The 14,169-nt window shown below is 62.2% G+C and carries 17 protein-coding genes; 5 read left to right on the top strand and 12 right to left on the bottom strand.

Translation table 11 applies throughout. The annotated features are described in order from the left end of the window. Positions 1-680 precede the first annotated feature (680 nt). From ccoS to ACVIGB_RS38760, 12 genes are all read right to left on the bottom strand, one after another. Complete coding sequence (gene ccoS, locus ACVIGB_RS38815; RefSeq protein ID WP_456718726.1) at positions 681-839, bottom strand: cbb3-type cytochrome oxidase assembly protein CcoS; 159 nt, start codon at positions 837-839, stop codon at positions 681-683. Then, positions 839-3,025, bottom strand: coding sequence for a heavy metal translocating P-type ATPase (locus ACVIGB_RS38810; protein WP_456718727.1), 2,187 nt, complete (start codon positions 3,023-3,025; stop codon positions 839-841). Before ACVIGB_RS38810 ends, ccoS begins: the two co-directional genes overlap by 1 nt. Before the next feature lie 11 nt (positions 3,026-3,036). After that, entirely contained in the window at positions 3,037-3,537 is a 501-nt protein-coding gene (locus ACVIGB_RS38805) for a FixH family protein (protein ID WP_456718728.1), read from the bottom strand. Between the two features lie 15 nt (positions 3,538-3,552). Beyond that, positions 3,553-5,010 (bottom strand): cytochrome c oxidase accessory protein CcoG, encoded by a 1,458-nt coding sequence (gene ccoG / locus ACVIGB_RS38800; protein WP_456718729.1) that lies wholly within the window; start codon positions 5,008-5,010, stop codon positions 3,553-3,555. A 96-nt stretch (positions 5,011-5,106) separates the two neighbouring features. After that, on the bottom strand, positions 5,107-5,979 hold the full coding sequence (gene ccoP, locus ACVIGB_RS38795; RefSeq protein WP_456718730.1) for a cytochrome-c oxidase, cbb3-type subunit III: 873 nt from the start codon (positions 5,977-5,979) through the stop codon (positions 5,107-5,109). A gap of 6 nt (positions 5,980-5,985) precedes the next feature. Further along, on the bottom strand, positions 5,986-6,150 hold the full coding sequence (locus ACVIGB_RS38790) for a cbb3-type cytochrome c oxidase subunit 3 (protein WP_050402627.1): 165 nt from the start codon (positions 6,148-6,150) through the stop codon (positions 5,986-5,988). Positions 6,151-6,160: 10 nt separating this feature from the next. Further along, positions 6,161-6,895: a cytochrome-c oxidase, cbb3-type subunit II gene (gene ccoO, locus ACVIGB_RS38785; protein WP_176533347.1), complete on the bottom strand. Its 735-nt coding sequence runs from the start codon at positions 6,893-6,895 to the stop codon at positions 6,161-6,163. Positions 6,896-6,903: 8 nt separating this feature from the next. Then, positions 6,904-8,526: a cytochrome-c oxidase, cbb3-type subunit I gene (gene ccoN / locus ACVIGB_RS38780; protein WP_456724972.1), complete on the bottom strand. Its 1,623-nt coding sequence runs from the start codon at positions 8,524-8,526 to the stop codon at positions 6,904-6,906. Between the two features lie 26 nt (positions 8,527-8,552). Next, complete coding sequence (locus ACVIGB_RS38775) at positions 8,553-8,954, bottom strand: hypothetical protein (protein WP_456749285.1); 402 nt, start codon at positions 8,952-8,954, stop codon at positions 8,553-8,555. Positions 8,955-9,163: 209 nt separating this feature from the next. After that, positions 9,164-9,391, bottom strand: a complete 228-nt coding sequence (locus ACVIGB_RS38770) for a hypothetical protein (RefSeq protein WP_456718732.1) — start codon at positions 9,389-9,391, stop codon at positions 9,164-9,166. A gap of 223 nt (positions 9,392-9,614) precedes the next feature. Then, positions 9,615-9,824 carry a hypothetical protein gene (locus ACVIGB_RS38765; RefSeq protein WP_456718733.1) on the bottom strand — a complete coding sequence of 70 codons (210 nt, stop codon included), beginning with the start codon at positions 9,822-9,824 and terminating at the stop codon, positions 9,615-9,617. Then, the gene (locus ACVIGB_RS38760) at positions 9,821-10,570 is read right to left on the bottom strand and encodes a CBS domain-containing protein (protein ID WP_456718734.1); all 750 of its coding nucleotides are present in this window, start codon (positions 10,568-10,570) and stop codon (positions 9,821-9,823) included. The genes ACVIGB_RS38765 and ACVIGB_RS38760 overlap by 4 nt, the downstream gene beginning before the upstream one ends. Before the next feature lie 106 nt (positions 10,571-10,676). On the opposite strand from ACVIGB_RS38760, the gene ACVIGB_RS38755 reads away from it, so the two are divergent. The 5 genes from ACVIGB_RS38755 to fixJ all read left to right on the top strand — a co-directional run bounded on the left by ACVIGB_RS38755 (position 10,677) and on the right by fixJ (position 13,994). Then, entirely contained in the window at positions 10,677-10,937 is a 261-nt protein-coding gene (locus ACVIGB_RS38755) for a hypothetical protein (RefSeq protein ID WP_456718735.1), read from the top strand. 333 nt (positions 10,938-11,270) lie between these two features. Further along, complete coding sequence (locus ACVIGB_RS38750) at positions 11,271-11,627, top strand: hypothetical protein (protein ID WP_456718736.1); 357 nt, start codon at positions 11,271-11,273, stop codon at positions 11,625-11,627. A gap of 101 nt (positions 11,628-11,728) precedes the next feature. Then, positions 11,729-11,857 (top strand): hypothetical protein, encoded by a 129-nt coding sequence (locus ACVIGB_RS38745; protein ID WP_456749284.1) that lies wholly within the window; start codon positions 11,729-11,731, stop codon positions 11,855-11,857. Positions 11,858-11,958: 101 nt separating this feature from the next. Beyond that, positions 11,959-13,389 (top strand): PAS domain S-box protein, encoded by a 1,431-nt coding sequence (locus ACVIGB_RS38740; protein ID WP_456718738.1) that lies wholly within the window; start codon positions 11,959-11,961, stop codon positions 13,387-13,389. Continuing rightward, positions 13,386-13,994: a response regulator FixJ gene (fixJ, locus tag ACVIGB_RS38735; protein ID WP_456718739.1), complete on the top strand. Its 609-nt coding sequence runs from the start codon at positions 13,386-13,388 to the stop codon at positions 13,992-13,994. Before ACVIGB_RS38740 ends, fixJ begins: the two co-directional genes overlap by 4 nt. Positions 13,995-14,169: the final 175 nt, after the last annotated feature.

Below are 14,169 nucleotides of genomic sequence, written 5' to 3'. Positions count from 1 at the left end.
CTTGCGATGTCCATCGCGCTTTCATGCATGGTGCGGAGCCTCGCTTTTGTCGCTTGTCGTGCTCCATGGACAAACTGAATTCGCCAGAAGAGAGACACTTGGCTTGTCGAAGACGCTCCTGCCTGGCGCAGCATATCAAGAATATGCCGCTCTCCCGGTCACTGGATTGAGCTGAGTCAACCGAACCTTCTGCCGTTACGCCGCATGTCCGGATTGAGCCACGTCAATCGCGCTAACCGCCGCACATGCGATAAATGGCAGCATCGACCGGAGGCGATGTCATATGCGCCATATATTCATCTCATGGCTTCGCCGGCTAACCCTTTCGGGATGGCGGGATATCGCGTCGGCTCCGTTCGGCTGCGTGATCGAGCTTGCGGTGATTGGTGACGAACGTCAGCCGCTTGGCGTCCCCTGCGTCCGGTACGCCGAGGGATGGCTGGACGCTGCCACCATGCAGCCTATCGCAGTGTCGGCGACACACTGGCGCTACTGGCGGCCTGACGTGCTGCCGATGTGTTGCTGCTGACGACGATGCGGTTTGGCGCTATCAACCGACTGGTCGCAGTCTTGCTTCTCCGCTCGCGGGTGCCGCAATCGCGTCGAACGGATTGGACATTGGTACTGGCGCTCGCCTGCACCGCGTTGACCATCGCATCGGCGGTTTCACTGGTGTATTTTCATTGCTTGGACCCGCCCTGATCATCGTCGGCGATGGCGCGCCACGCCGCGCCATCGAGGTCGTCATACTGGCCGCTCTTGAGTGACCAGAGAAAGCCGAGCAGGCCGGCAAAGCCGAGCGCGAGCGCCAGCGGTACCAGAATAGCCAGAACCTCCATCAGACTGCCTCCTTCGTTCGTGCTCTCAGCGCGTTCAGCATCACGATGATTGAGGAACCCGACATCGCAGCGGCCGCGATCAGAGGCGTGACCAGGCCGGCGATCGCGATCGGCACCGCCAGCACATTGTAGACGACGGCGAGCCAGAGATTTTGCCGCATCAGCCGCAGCGCCTTGCGAGACACCTTGACCGCTGTCAGCACCGGCGCAAGCCGCTCGCCAAGGAAGACTGCATCGGCGACCGCCTGGCTCATATGCGTGGCCGTAACGGGCGACATTGAGGCATGCGCGGCGGCCAGCGCCGGAGCATCGTTCAGGCCGTCACCGACCATCAGCACCTTGCAACCCTGGCGCGCCAGCTCATCGATCCGTGTGATCTTGTCGACCGGAGAGACCCCGGCACGCCATTCATGCACGCCAAGCATCTGGGCCGCCAGCCGGACCGCAGGCTCGCGGTCCCCCGACACGATCTCGACGGCGAGGCCCATCCGGGTCAACGCCGCCACCACATCGGCCGCGTCCGGCCGCAGCCGCTGCCGAACCGCGAAGGCATATCTGCCCTCGCCGTGGCTGAATGCGACAACTGAAGCCTCCGGATCACGGCACAGAATCTCGTTGGCGAGGTCATCCGCGCCGCAGAATGACGGGCGGCCGAGCCGGATCGGACGCCCTTCGTGAAAGCCGTGCAAGCCCTGGCCAGGCTCTTCCTGAACGTCCGGCAGCGGTGAGGCTGCGCCCGCCTTGCGCGCGACGGCGGCGGCGACCGGGTGGCGGCTCGAGAGTGCCAGCCGGCCAGCGAGCCTGACGACATCGTCCGGGATTTCCGCGAGATTGGCTACATCAAGCTCGGGCAGCGTCAATGTACCCGTCTTGTCGAAGATCACCCGGTCGATCTCGGCGATACGCTCGATCGCGTCGCCAACGTTGAGCAGCACGCCAGAGCCAAACAGCGCACCGGATGCAACGGTCTGCACGGCAGGAATCGCAAGACCCAATGCGCAGGGACAGGTGATGATCAGGACCGCAATTGCCGTCACGATCGAATCATGGAAGGTGGCGCCATAGGCAAGCCAGCCCAGCAGCGTCAGAAACGCCGTTGCGTGCACGACCGGCGCATAGAGCCGCGACGCCCGCTCGGCGAGACGCAGATAGCGCGAGCGCGCCTGCAGCGCGTGATCGAGCAGCCGGGATATCTCATCCAGCAGCGTGCCACCCGAGGCCGCCGACGCGCGGACGCGCAATGTGCCGGAACGGATCAGCGTGCCCGCGAACACGGCGCTGCCGGGCGCCGCCATCGCCGGCAAGGTTTCGCCCGTAATCAGGCTCTGATCGACCTCCGAGCGGCCCTCGATCACATTGCCGTCGACCGCGCAGCGCTCGCCGGGCCGCAGCAGCACGATGTCGCCGGGGCGGATCGCAGCTGCCGGGACCGTTCTGATCTCGGTTGGGCTAATGAACTTCGTCGCGGTCTCCGCCTTGAGCGCCGCGAGGTTACCGGCAAACGCCCGAGTACGCCGTCGCATGTTCTGATCGAGATAGCGACCGGCGAGCAGGAACGCGATCAGCATGACCGCGGCATCGAAATAGGCGTGTTCGGCGTGATTTATCGTCTCGATCAGTGAGGTTGCCAGCGCGAGCACGATACCGATACTGATCGGAACGTCCATATTGACGCCGCGCGCTCGCAGGGCTGACAGCGCCGACGAGAAGAACGGCTGCGCCGAATAGGCTGCGGCCGGCAGCACGATCAGCGCCGACAGCCAGTGGAAGAAATCGCGCTGCTCCGGCAGCATGTCGGAGACGTTGCCGGACCATACGGGTATCGACAGCATCATGACGTTCATCGCGGCAAAGGCGGCGACGCCCAGCCGTCGCAACAGGCCTTGCGCCCGCTGCGCTTCCAGCGTTTCGGCGTCATTCCGCTCGAACGGATAGGCCTTGTAGCCGAGCTCGGCGAGCCGGCTTACGAACAGCGCCGGATCAAGAGCACCCGCCTTCCATTCCAGCGCCAGACGGCTGTCGGTCAGGTTTACGCGAGCCGAGGTGACGTCCGGTATGGTTGAGAGATTGCGCTCGATCTTGGCCATGCAGCCCGCGCAATTGATGCCCTCCACCGCGAGATCGAGATGGATGAGCCCGGCGCCCGCGCTCTTCAGATAATGAGAGAAATCGATATCCGCCTGCATGAGATGCGCCCTCAGTTCAGGAGGATTCGGTTCTTCGACAGGAACATGCGGCGGCCATCCGCGTCGCCCTCGATCACGAGGTCCCACTGCCCCGCGGCGACGCCTTCGGCGCGGCCGCGATAGCTGCCGGGGCCGGTCTCACTGATCTCGATCGCCCGATCGGCGCGACGATCGATCGGGCGTTCGAGCCGAGCAAGGAAATTCAATGCCGTCAGAAGCTCGCCAGCGTGATCGCGCGCCTCAAGTGCAATTGCGGCACTTCCATCAGGCCGCCGATCGATATGCGCCTGGACCTGCCAGTCGCGCTCGTTCTGCTGCCTGGCTGCGTCGATCTCGCGCTGATAGGCGAGGCTGGCACTATAGGCGCTGTCGACCTCAGTGCCCGGAAGTGTCGTGATGGCAAGGCGCATCATGACCATGTTCACGCTGATCACGACGGCGAAGAATGCGATCGTCGTGACCAGGACGAAACGTCCGGTGATGGGTCGTGCGACTGAACTTGAGGCTGCCATGGCTGGATTCCATCGTTATGGAAGGACGAAGTGATCGGTCGCGGAGGCGACCTCTCCGAGGCCGATATCAGTGACGCGGAACGTGACCGGCACCGACTTTTCCGCCTTTTCATCGAACGCCGCCGTCACCAGCACGCGAAGCTCGGTGGTGGTGTCGCGGCCAAGGACGATCATCGGCCGGTCTGGCGTTACGGAGTCCGCACCGATGACGTGCAGCTTCGCGTCGGCTGGCCCATCGACATCGATCGCGATCACGCGATCGAAGCCGCGCTTGTTGAGGAAACGCAGTGTGTATCCATTGCGGATCGCGCCGTCACTGAGACGCACCGCAATCGGATTGCGGTCGTGCAGCACGTTGACGTCGAGCAGGGTTCGCGACATCAACGCGTAAAGCATCACCGCGCAGACCACGGTGATCAGGCTGGCGTAGACGACTGTGCGAGCGCGAACGGGCTTGAAAATCTCCTGCTTGCCGGCAACGCGCCGCTGAACGTTGATATCGTTGTCGTATCCGATCAGGCCCGTCTTGCGGCTGACCTTGGTCATGACGGCATCACAGGCATCGATGCACAGGCCGCACTGGATGCAGCCGAGTTGCGCGCCATCACGGATGTCGATTCCGGTCGGGCACACGGCAACGCACTGGTTGCAATCGATGCAATCGCCGGCCTTCTCGCCGAGCGAGCGAATGTCGAACGCCTTCTTGACCGAGCAACGCGGCTCGCCGCGATCGTATTTGTATGTGACGTTGAGCGCCCACTCGTCGGTCAGCGCAGCCTGGATCCGCGGCCACGGGCACATATAGACGCAGACCTGCTCGCGCATATAGCCGGCCAGCAGGTAGGTCGACGCGGTCAGCATCGTGATCCAGACATAGGCGATCGCCGGTGCCTGAAAGGTCGCCAGATCGCGCACCAAAGTCGGCGCATCGGCGAAATAGAGCACCCAGGCGCCGCCGGTCCACCACGCGATCATCAGCCAGATCGCGTGCTTCAGCACTCGGCGACCGGCGCGCTTTACGGTCATTGGCCCGGCATCGGCCTTCATCTGTGCGCGACGGTCGCCTTCGACCAGGCGCTCGACCGCATAGAACAGATCGGTCCAGACCGTCTGCGGGCAGAGATAACCGCACCAGATTCGGCCGCCGAGCGCGTTCATCAGGAACAAGGCGAACGCCGCCAGCACCAGAAGGCCCGTGAAATAGTAGACCTCCTGCGGCCACAGCTCGATGAAGAAGAAATAGAAGCGGCGGTTGGGAAAATCGATCAGGACCGCCTGATCGGGCGCGCCGAGGCCCCGATGCCAACGCACGAAGGGCAGCAGATAGTAAACGCCGAGGCAAATGGCCATCAGCCGCCACTTGATCGAACGGAATCGGCCGGAGACGCTCTGGGGAAAAACCTTCTTGCGAGGCGCATAAAGCGGCCCGTCTTCGTCGGTTATGAGTTCATCAGGGGGCACGGGCTTGTTCATGGATTGCTCGAATGAGGCTCTCGTTGAAACCTACATCCCCGCACCAAGTCCGGGTTTGACCTCGGTCAATGAACCCGGACGCCCTCGCGGTGGCGGCTACTTGCCGCCCCCCAACGAGTGCACATAGACCGTCAGTGCCTTGATGGTGACCGGGTCGAGCCGACCGACCCAGGCCGGCATGACGCCGGCGCGGCCATTGGTGATGGTCTCGACAAGCGTCTCCTCGTCGGAGCCGTAGAGCCAGATCTGGTCGGTCAGGTTCGGCGCACCGAGCTCCGGGTTGCCCTTGCCGCTGTCACCATGGCAGCTGGTGCAGTTCTCGGTGAATATCTTCTTTCCGGCAGCGGGGTCGAATTTCGGCGCGGTGGAACGACCGGAAAGCGAGCGCACGTAGTTGGCGACGGTCACGATCTCGTCCTTCTTGAGGACACCGTCGCGGCCGAACGCCAGCATCTGCCCTTCATGGGTCTTTGCGTGTCCGGAACGTGCGCCGAACTGGATAGTCTGCATGATCTGGTCAAGCGAGCCGCCCCACAGCCAGTCGTCGTCGTTCAGATTCGGATAACCCTTCGCGCCGGCGCCGCCGCTGCCGTGGCACGGCGCACAATTGTCGGCGAACACGGTCTTGCCGCGGGCACGAGCCAGCGCCAGCAGGGCCGGATCCTTCTCGATCTCGGCCAGCGACGCGTTGCCGAGCACCGCCATCTTCTCGCCGCGCAGCTTCTCGAGATCGGCAAGGTCGGTCGCAACACTGGCACGGGTGGAATACTGGAACAGACCGGTGGTGTAGCCCGAGACCAGCGGCCAAGCCGGATAGACGACCCAGTAACCGATCGCCCAAATGATCGTTGCATAGAATGTCAGGACCCACCACCGCGGCAGCGGCGTATTCAGTTCCTTGATGCCATCCCACTCATGACCGGTCGTGCTGCGGCCGGAAACGCGGTCGATCTCATTGTGCTCGCTCATGATCGGTCAGTCCTCCCGCAGCGGCATCCGGGCTGCAGCATCGAAGAGAGATTTGTTGCGGGGCCAAAGCGCGTAGACGACGATGGCGATGAATATCCCGACAAAGACGGGGGTCCAAAGTGTACCGACCAGGCTCGACGCAAAATTCTCGACTTGAATGATCGCTTTCATGCTCGTGGCCTCACCGCAGATTGGCTTTTTCGTTGTAGAGCTTGAAGTCGACGAGCGTGCCGAGCATCTGCAAATAGGCGATCAGTGCGTCGAGCTCGGTCGGATTGCCGGCCTTGCCGTCGAAGTTGCGGACCACCGCCTTCGGATAGCGCTTCTGGAACGCGTCGGAGCCGGGGCTGTCGGGGTCGACCTGCGCCTTGAGATCCGCGGCCGCGTTGGCGATCTGCTCGTCGGTATAGGGCACGCCGACCGCGCGATTCGTGCGTAGATGGGCCGCGGTGTCCGATGGGTCGAGTTCCGTCCTGGCGAGCGCCGGGTATCCGGGCATCACCGATTGCGGGACGATCGAGCGTGGATTGATCAGGTGCGTGACGTGCCAGTCGTCGGAGTACTTGCCGCCGACGCGCGCAAGGTCCGGTCCGGTGCGCTTGGAGCCCCACTGGAACGGATGGTCATACATGCTCTCGGCGGCCAGCGAGTAGTGGCCATAGCGCTCGACCTCGTCGCGCAGCGGCCGGATCATCTGCGAGTGGCAGAGATAGCAGCCCTCGCGGACATAGATGTTGCGGCCGGCGAGCTCGAGCGGCGTATAGGGGCGTACGCCATCGACCGCCTCGATCGTGCTCTTCAGGTAGAACAGCGGAGTGATCTCGACCAGCCCGCCGATCGCAATGACGACGAGAATGCCGACGATCAGGATGATCGAGTTCTTCTCAAAGATCTTGTGTCTGTTCCAGAGAGACATGTCTTGACCTATTCGGCAGGCTGGAGAGCACCGGCGCCCTCGGTTTCGCTGGCTTGGCCGGCGTTGACCGTCATCCAGAGATTGAAGGCCATGATCAGGGCGCCGACCAGGAACAGCGCGCCGCCGGCCGCACGGATGATGTAGAAGGGATGCATGGCCTCAACGGACTCGATGAAGGAGTATTCGAGGAAGCCGAGCGAGGTGTAGGCACGCCACATCAGGCCCTGCAGGATCCCCGACACCCACATCGCGGAAATGTAGAGCACGATGCCGATCGTCGCGATCCAGAAGTGCCAGTTGACGAGCTTCAGGCTGTAGAGCTGGCGATTCCAGAGCCACGGGACGAGGCAGTACAGCGCACCGAACGAGACGAAGCCGACCCAGCCCAATGCACCGGAATGCACATGGCCGATGGTCCAGTCGGTATAGTGGCTCAGCGAATTGACCACCTTGATCGACATCATCGGGCCTTCGAAGGTCGACATGCCGTAGAAGGCGACCGACACCACCATCATGCGCAGCACGGGATCGGTGCGCAGCTTGTCCCAGGCTCCCGACAGCGTCATCAGGCCGTTGATCATGCCGCCCCAGGACGGCATCCAGAGCATGATCGAGAACGTCATGCCGAGCGTCTGCGCCCAGTCCGGCAGTGCCGTGTAGTGCAGGTGATGTGGGCCGGCCCAGATGTAGAGGAAGATCAGCGCCCAGAAATGGATGATCGAAAGCCGGTAGGAATAGATCGGACGCTCCGCCCGCTTCGGGATGAAGTAGTACATGATCGCGAGAAAGCCCGCGGTCAGGAAGAAGCCGACGGCGTTATGCCCGTACCACCACTGGAACATCGCATCCTGCACACCGCCCCAGGCGATGTAGGACTTCGAGCCGAGGAAAGAGACCGGCAGCGCGGGGTTATTGCCGAGATGGAGCACCGCGATCGTGATGATGAACGCGAGGTAGAACCAGTTGGCGACGAAGATATGCGGCTCCTTGCGCTTCACCAGTGTCATCAGGAACACGAGCAGATACGTCACCCAGACGATCGTCAGCCAGAGGTCGGCGTACCATTCCGGCTCGGCGTATTCCTTCGACTGGGTGACGCCGAGCAGGTAGCCAGTGCCGGCGATCAGGATGAAGAAGTTGTAGCCGACCACGACGAACCAGGGCGACAGGTCGCCTGCAAGGCGCGTGCGGCAGGTCTTTTGCACGACATAGAACGACGTTGCGATCAGGACGTTGCCGCCGAACGCGAAGATCACGGCTGAAGTATGCAGTGGCCGCAGGCGGCCGAATGTCGTCCAGGGCAGATCGAAGTTAAGCGCCGGCCAGGCCAGCTGCATGGCGATGATCAGACCCACCGTGAAACCCGCGATGCCCCAGAACATCGCCATGGCCGAAGCGAACTTGATCGGGCCGAGATTGTAATTGGGGCGCCCGCCGATCTCCGCCGGAGGCGGTTGGGCCGGACGGTCAAGGTAGCGATTGCCGATCATGATCACGGAGATCAGGCTGGCGGCGCAAGCAAGCGACGCGTGAAAACTGAACGCCGCATCGTGGCCCATCGCCGCGCCGAGAAAGCTAACGAAGGCCAACACTGCGAGTGCCGACGCCAAGCCGGCTTCGCCCATCGTCATCGACTTTGAAACGGAAGATGGACCTATCATGTGGAGGCTTTCTTTGGGTGCGACGGCGTCAGGGAAATCACAGTCTGGCTGCCAGACGCTTGATCGGCGTCAATTCCGGCGCCATGCCACGTGCCGCCGGCACCGCGGCTCAGCGCAGTCAGGGTCATTTCATTCGGACAGTATCTTGCCGGACTGGCCCGCCGCTCCCGCGCCAGATCCTCGGCGCAGCGTGCCTTCTCGCGGCATAGACCGCACACCCGCTGCAGATCACGCAGCACATCGCAATGGGAAGAAGCGAGCATCTGCTCGGACAAACCTGCATGCTCGAGACGCTTGCTGAGTAACTCCGGCGAGCCTTGCTCGCGGGCAAGCGCACGAAGGTCCGACGTCGAGAGGTTGAGCTCGTGAGCGATCTCGTCGACCTCTCGAGGCGTCATGAGATCGAATTCGTGTCGCCGAGCAAGAAATGCTCGCAAGCGGCCGAGTAGATTCTCGAATTGCGGCGAGCTATTGCCGGCTGATCGGTCGGTCATTTCTCAAGCCCCGTTCTGGTTCTCTACCTCTAGCGGAGAGATCCGATCTCCGATTTGATCTTGGTCAAACGCGCGATGTCACGGCAATCGATCGCGACCTCCGCGCAAGATCATTAGCCGCCCCAGGCTGATGGCAATGCCGACGGCGTTCGAAGCTCCATGGAGTCGGCAAAGATCGTCCAGTCGCGGACACCCTTCTGTCTGCAGAAGTCGGCTTCGGCTAGTTGTGCAGCCGTGGAAAGCGTGGCGGCGTCGACCTTGAACGCTGCCTGGCAGGCGCGGTGTTCATGGCCAGTGTCGTCGCAAACGGTCTTGATGAAACGAACATCAAATGATGGCATGGTACCCTCGCATGGGCTGGTTGATTGTTATTTACGCTGCCATGAGTGCGCGATGCCGGTATTGATCTTTCGCAAGAATGTCGTGCAGGAGCAGACGTCGTATCTGTGGAGGATCGCGAATGCGAGCAAGGCCAGCAGCGATCCCGACCACAACGTCCATGAGCCGCGCACTTATCGTGACGCGGAGCTCACCAGATCCGCAAACAGGGCCGGACGGGAGCGGCTATTTGCGGTGAGATTTCCGGTCTGCGGATGACGGCCGGACTGCTGATATTGACATCGTCTTGCCGTTGACGGTCCAACCGGCGGCAACGATCGCGAAGCCGACGATCAGGCAGATCGCAAGTAACGTTACGGCGAATCCCACGACTTCTGCGCTGACCACTGCGGTCGCGATCAACGGGAACAACAGGATTGCGGGACGAGCGATCATCCTGCCATCTCCCTCGTAGCTTTCGCGGCAGCCACTCGTTCGTCTTCCGCGGATTGGATATAGAATCCGGAATAGGTATCGACGTAGCACAGATGATCGTGCACTTCCTTGACGCCGGCGGCATTCTCCGCGGCGACAATCGCCGCCTGCCTCGCCCGCTCATCCATGATGACCCCACGGAGATGCACCACTCCGTCGCGCACCGAGACTTGCAGTCCGAGCGGACACCAGTTTGCACCGTCGAGTGCCCGTACGATGCGATCGTGGATGTGCTCGTCATCCGCCGTGGGATCCGGAACCTGGTGTGCGATGGACGCTACTGCCCGCAGCAGGTCCGCGCGTGTCACGAGGCCAACGAGGCGCCCGTCGTTCATCACCGGCAGCCGCTTGACGCCCTTCTTCTCCATGAGATCGACCAGATCAGGCAGAGGCGTTTCTTCCGTCACGGTGACGGGATCGCACGACATGATCTCTCCGACCTTCCGCCCGCGCTCGTGGACGAAGTCCGCGGCTGCATAGCCGGAGCCGAGAAGGAACTGAAACCAGCGTCCACGCCGGCGTTGCGTACCGATCTCGCTTCGCCGCAGAAAATCGCTCTCCGACAGGATTCCGACCAGGCTTCCAGCCGCATCGACCACCGGCAGGCCGCTGATATGGTGATCCATCATCAGCTTCGCTGCATCGAGAATGGATGTCTCGGTTCCAACGGTGATGACGTGTCTCGCCATGATCTGATGTGCGCGCATTGCCGCTCTCCTTCCATCGCCTGCCACCAAGGTCACACGCAAACGGCTCATATGCTTTGATCTTCCTCAACGCCCGCGCTTGATGGAAATCAAGGGGACGCGACCGATGATCGACGATGCTGACGCCCTGTCAGGAGATCAGAATCATGTTGCAGAACCTGCTTGCCTCGATGGGAGTGCTGACGATTGTCGTCGTAACGTTCGCCAGGATGCGCTTGCCGCCAAGGCGGCCGCTCAGGCAGCCCGCCAAGTCGAGCACCCACCAGCTCCGTCGGCGCCGACCGTTCTAGGCCGCCGCCTGCCCCAATCCGACCACCCGACTGGAATTTTGACCTGCATCAAAACGGAGCGCCGCGCCACCGTTTAGGATGGTCATCCGTCAGGATCGTGCAAATGGCAGACATAAGGGCTTGGCGCCCCATCATCTTCTCGTGTCCAAATACCGGCGATCGAGTTCAAGGCCTGCTACCTGCCGACGCATCCGAGCCCCTGGCTGACGAACTGCACTCGATCTCCTGCGCTGCCTGCGACGGCGTCCACTTCATCAATCTGCGAACCGGTGCCGTCGTCAGTCCCACGGGCAGCTAGCCTGGACACGAGAACCAGCGCGGGCCGGAAGCCGCCATCAAGTTGACGCGCGTCAACGCGCAGGCGCGGCTGGCATGAGAAACAATACTTCCCTCAACGAAGGATGTTGGACATGACAGACCATAGCGAAACCCGTCCCGTCTCCGACGCCGTCCAGAGCTACGCGAAGCGGGCGATGGCGGTCCAGTCGGAATTCTCGGAGAAACTGATCGAGGCAAACCAGCACTGGTTCGAGCAGATCCAGATCGAATCGAACGAAGCTTGGGAGCTTTTCCGCAGGTTCAATTCCACCGCCTCGGCGGCCGAGAAGATCACTGCTCTGCAGGACTGGGCCAAAGGCGTCACCGCGCGCGGGGCGAACGACGCGACGTACGCGATCGAGACCGCACGTTCGCTGGGTACGATCGAGCTGAACCTGTTTGCACGAAAGACCAGCGGCGTCGACGAGGCTCTTCAGGAGGCAGCCTGACGTGCCAACACGCGACGCTCCAGAACGCCAAGAGGCCGGCGTCAGCGCGACATGGGAGGGGGTCGCAACGGCCCCCCTTCGGTCGAGATCTTGAACTCGCCGTGATCGAAGGCAACGCCATTCACAAGCTCGTCTTTCCATGCCGCCGCATCCCGGGCGGCTGGGTAAAGGCGGAGACCGCCGAACGCATCCTGGTGCAGCCGACGCATTGGCGTGCCTGGATCAGATAGACCTGTCCCCGCCGCCGTGGCGGGCTCGTGCCGAGCGGCCGGTGGCTTCGGCCGTCCGAACGTTGTAGTATCGATCCAGCTGAGGGCTTCGCCGGGGAAATATGTCCGATCGCATCTGGTACCGCTATGGCACTGCCGTGGCAGCGGCCGCGCTCGTATTCGCGGTGCGCGCGGGGCTTGATAATTATTTCGAAGACCGGACCTTCACGATCATCTATGTCCCCGCCGTGCTGTTTGCCGCTTTCGCCGGCGGTCGCGGCCCAGCGATCGTCACCACCCTGCTCTGCCTCGTCATCAGCGCCAAATTCCTCGGGACAAGGCTGGTCACTGAGCCCGCGAATCTGATGGATATCGCTTGCTTTGCGATCCTCGGCCCGGTCCTCGGCTTCATGGGCGACCGGCTCTTGAGGGAAAGCGATCAAGCGCGAAATCGCCAGGCCCATCTACAGTCGATCCTCGACACCATCCCTGACGCCATGATCGTCATCGACGACCACGGTATTATTCGTTCCTTCAGCTCGGCGGCTGAGCGGCTGTTTGGCTGGAAACCGGACGAGGTCGTCGGCAAGAACGTCTCGAACCTGATGCCCCAGCCATATCGCGGCGAGCACGACCGGTACCTCGAACGCTACCTTACGACTGGCGAACGGCGCATCATCGGCATTGGCCGCATCGTGGTTGGAGAACGGAGCGACGGCTCGACCTTTCCGATGGAGCTCGCCGTCGGCGAGGCCAAGGTACGCGGAGAACGCTTTTTCACCGGCTTTATCCGCGATCTCACCGAGCGTCGCGCGCAGGAACGGCGGCTTCAAGAACTGCAGTCCGAGCTGGTCCATGTGTCGCGACTGACCGCTATGGGCGAGATGGCGTCCTCTATCGCCCACGAGATCAATCAGCCACTATCCGCCATTACCAACTATATGCGCGGCGCGAGCCGGCTGCTGACGCCGGAGACACCGGACGCGACACGAATTCGTGACGCACTCGAGCGAGCCGCACAGCAAGCGCTGCGAGCCGGCGACATCATCAAGCGCTTGCGCGAATTCGTTGCCAAAGGCGAGACCCAACACTCCCTGGAGAGCCCCGCCACCCTGCTCGAAGAGGCTGTCGCACTGGCGCTGCTCGGCGCCAAGGAGCAGGGAGTCAGGTTCGCGATCCGCAGCGACCGGGACATGCCCTCGATCATCGTCGACAAGATCCAGATTCAGCAGGTCGTGCTCAACCTGGTTCGCAATGCGATCGAGGCGATGGCCTCCAGCCCGCGCCGCGAATTGACCGTCGGCGTCACCAAGACTAACGGTGTAGCGACGTTCACCATTGCCGATACCGGTCCGGGCATCAGCCCTGACATCGCCGACCGCCTGTTTCAGCCCTTTATCACGACAAAGGAGCATGGCATGGGCGTCGGCCTCTCGATCTGCCGCACCATCATCGAATCCCATGGTGGACGCATCGATGTGATGCCAAACTCCGGAGGCGGCACGGTTTTTCAGTTCATCCTCCCGTTCGCGGAGGACGGAGAAGAAGCATGACGACGCGGCGTACAATTCTTGTCATCGACGACGATCCGGCGATGCGGGACTCACTGGCATTCCTGCTCGATGTCAACGGCTTTGCCGTAACGACTTATGAGACGGCAACCACCTTTCTCGACCATCTCAAGAGCAGTACGGTCGACTGCATCGTATCCGACATACGCATGCCCGGCATGAGCGGCCTCGAACTGGTCCGCAAACTCAAGGCTGACGCAGCGGCATGCCCCGTCATTCTGATGACTGGCCATGGCGACGTCGCACTTGCGGTCGAGGCGATGAAGGCCGGCGCGGTTGACTTCATCGAAAAGCCGTTCGAGGACGAAGCGCTGTTGCGTGCGATCCGCGAGGCCCTGCAAACACAGTCAGCAGCACCGGCCGACGAAACGGTCAAGCGCGACGCTGAAGCTCGTCTGGTGGACCTCTCGCCGCGCGAGCGTGATGTATTGCGAGGGCTCGTGGCGGGCAAGATCAACAAGGTGATCGCCCATGACCTTGGCATCAGCCCGCGCACGGTCGAGGTTTACCGAGCGAACCTGATGGCCAAGACCAATGCGCGCAGCATGTCGGAGCTGATGCGGATCGCGATCGCTGCCGGGCTCTAGCCTTAAGCTGCTGCCGAACGCGCGCACTCGCTCGAGAGTACCGCAGCCAACTTCTGCTCGGTTTCCGGCGACAGTTCGAGACGAGGAAGCTCAATGGCAAGCAAGCTCCCTTTCGTACCCATCAACAGCAACGAGATGCGCCTATTCCGCCTTGATCCGGATCAAACGAAATGAG

Source organism: Bradyrhizobium sp. USDA 4341 (assembly GCF_054063755.1).
This window is presented reverse-complemented; position numbering and strand designations above follow the sequence as displayed.

What these genes read in the sequence shown, in the direction of transcription:
- ccoP (WP_456718730.1), bottom strand. Translation starts at nt 5,979, where the DNA reads ATGAGCGAGCACAATGAGATCGACCGCGTTTCCGGCCGCAGCACGACC.
- ACVIGB_RS38775 (WP_456749285.1), bottom strand. Translation starts at nt 8,954, where the DNA reads ATGACGCCTCGAGAGGTCGACGAGATCGCTCACGAGCTCAACCTCTCG.
- ccoG (WP_456718729.1), bottom strand. Translation starts at nt 5,010, where the DNA reads ATGAACAAGCCCGTGCCCCCTGATGAACTCATAACCGACGAAGACGGG.
- ACVIGB_RS38755 (WP_456718735.1), top strand. Translation starts at nt 10,677, where the DNA reads ATGATCGACGATGCTGACGCCCTGTCAGGAGATCAGAATCATGTTGCA.
- ccoN (WP_456724972.1), bottom strand. Translation starts at nt 8,526, where the DNA reads ATGACGATGGGCGAAGCCGGCTTGGCGTCGGCACTCGCAGTGTTGGCC.
- ACVIGB_RS38760 (WP_456718734.1), bottom strand. Translation starts at nt 10,570, where the DNA reads ATGCGCGCACATCAGATCATGGCGAGACACGTCATCACCGTTGGAACC.
- ACVIGB_RS38750 (WP_456718736.1), top strand. Translation starts at nt 11,271, where the DNA reads ATGACAGACCATAGCGAAACCCGTCCCGTCTCCGACGCCGTCCAGAGC.
- ACVIGB_RS38810 (WP_456718727.1), bottom strand. Translation starts at nt 3,025, where the DNA reads ATGCAGGCGGATATCGATTTCTCTCATTATCTGAAGAGCGCGGGCGCC.
- fixJ (WP_456718739.1), top strand. Translation starts at nt 13,386, where the DNA reads ATGACGACGCGGCGTACAATTCTTGTCATCGACGACGATCCGGCGATG.
- ACVIGB_RS38740 (WP_456718738.1), top strand. Translation starts at nt 11,959, where the DNA reads ATGTCCGATCGCATCTGGTACCGCTATGGCACTGCCGTGGCAGCGGCC.
- ACVIGB_RS38790 (WP_050402627.1), bottom strand. Translation starts at nt 6,150, where the DNA reads ATGAAAGCGATCATTCAAGTCGAGAATTTTGCGTCGAGCCTGGTCGGT.
- ACVIGB_RS38805 (WP_456718728.1), bottom strand. Translation starts at nt 3,537, where the DNA reads ATGGCAGCCTCAAGTTCAGTCGCACGACCCATCACCGGACGTTTCGTC.
- ccoS (WP_456718726.1), bottom strand. Translation starts at nt 839, where the DNA reads ATGGAGGTTCTGGCTATTCTGGTACCGCTGGCGCTCGCGCTCGGCTTT.
- ACVIGB_RS38770 (WP_456718732.1), bottom strand. Translation starts at nt 9,391, where the DNA reads ATGCCATCATTTGATGTTCGTTTCATCAAGACCGTTTGCGACGACACT.
- ACVIGB_RS38765 (WP_456718733.1), bottom strand. Translation starts at nt 9,824, where the DNA reads ATGATCGCTCGTCCCGCAATCCTGTTGTTCCCGTTGATCGCGACCGCA.
- ccoO (WP_176533347.1), bottom strand. Translation starts at nt 6,895, where the DNA reads ATGTCTCTCTGGAACAGACACAAGATCTTTGAGAAGAACTCGATCATC.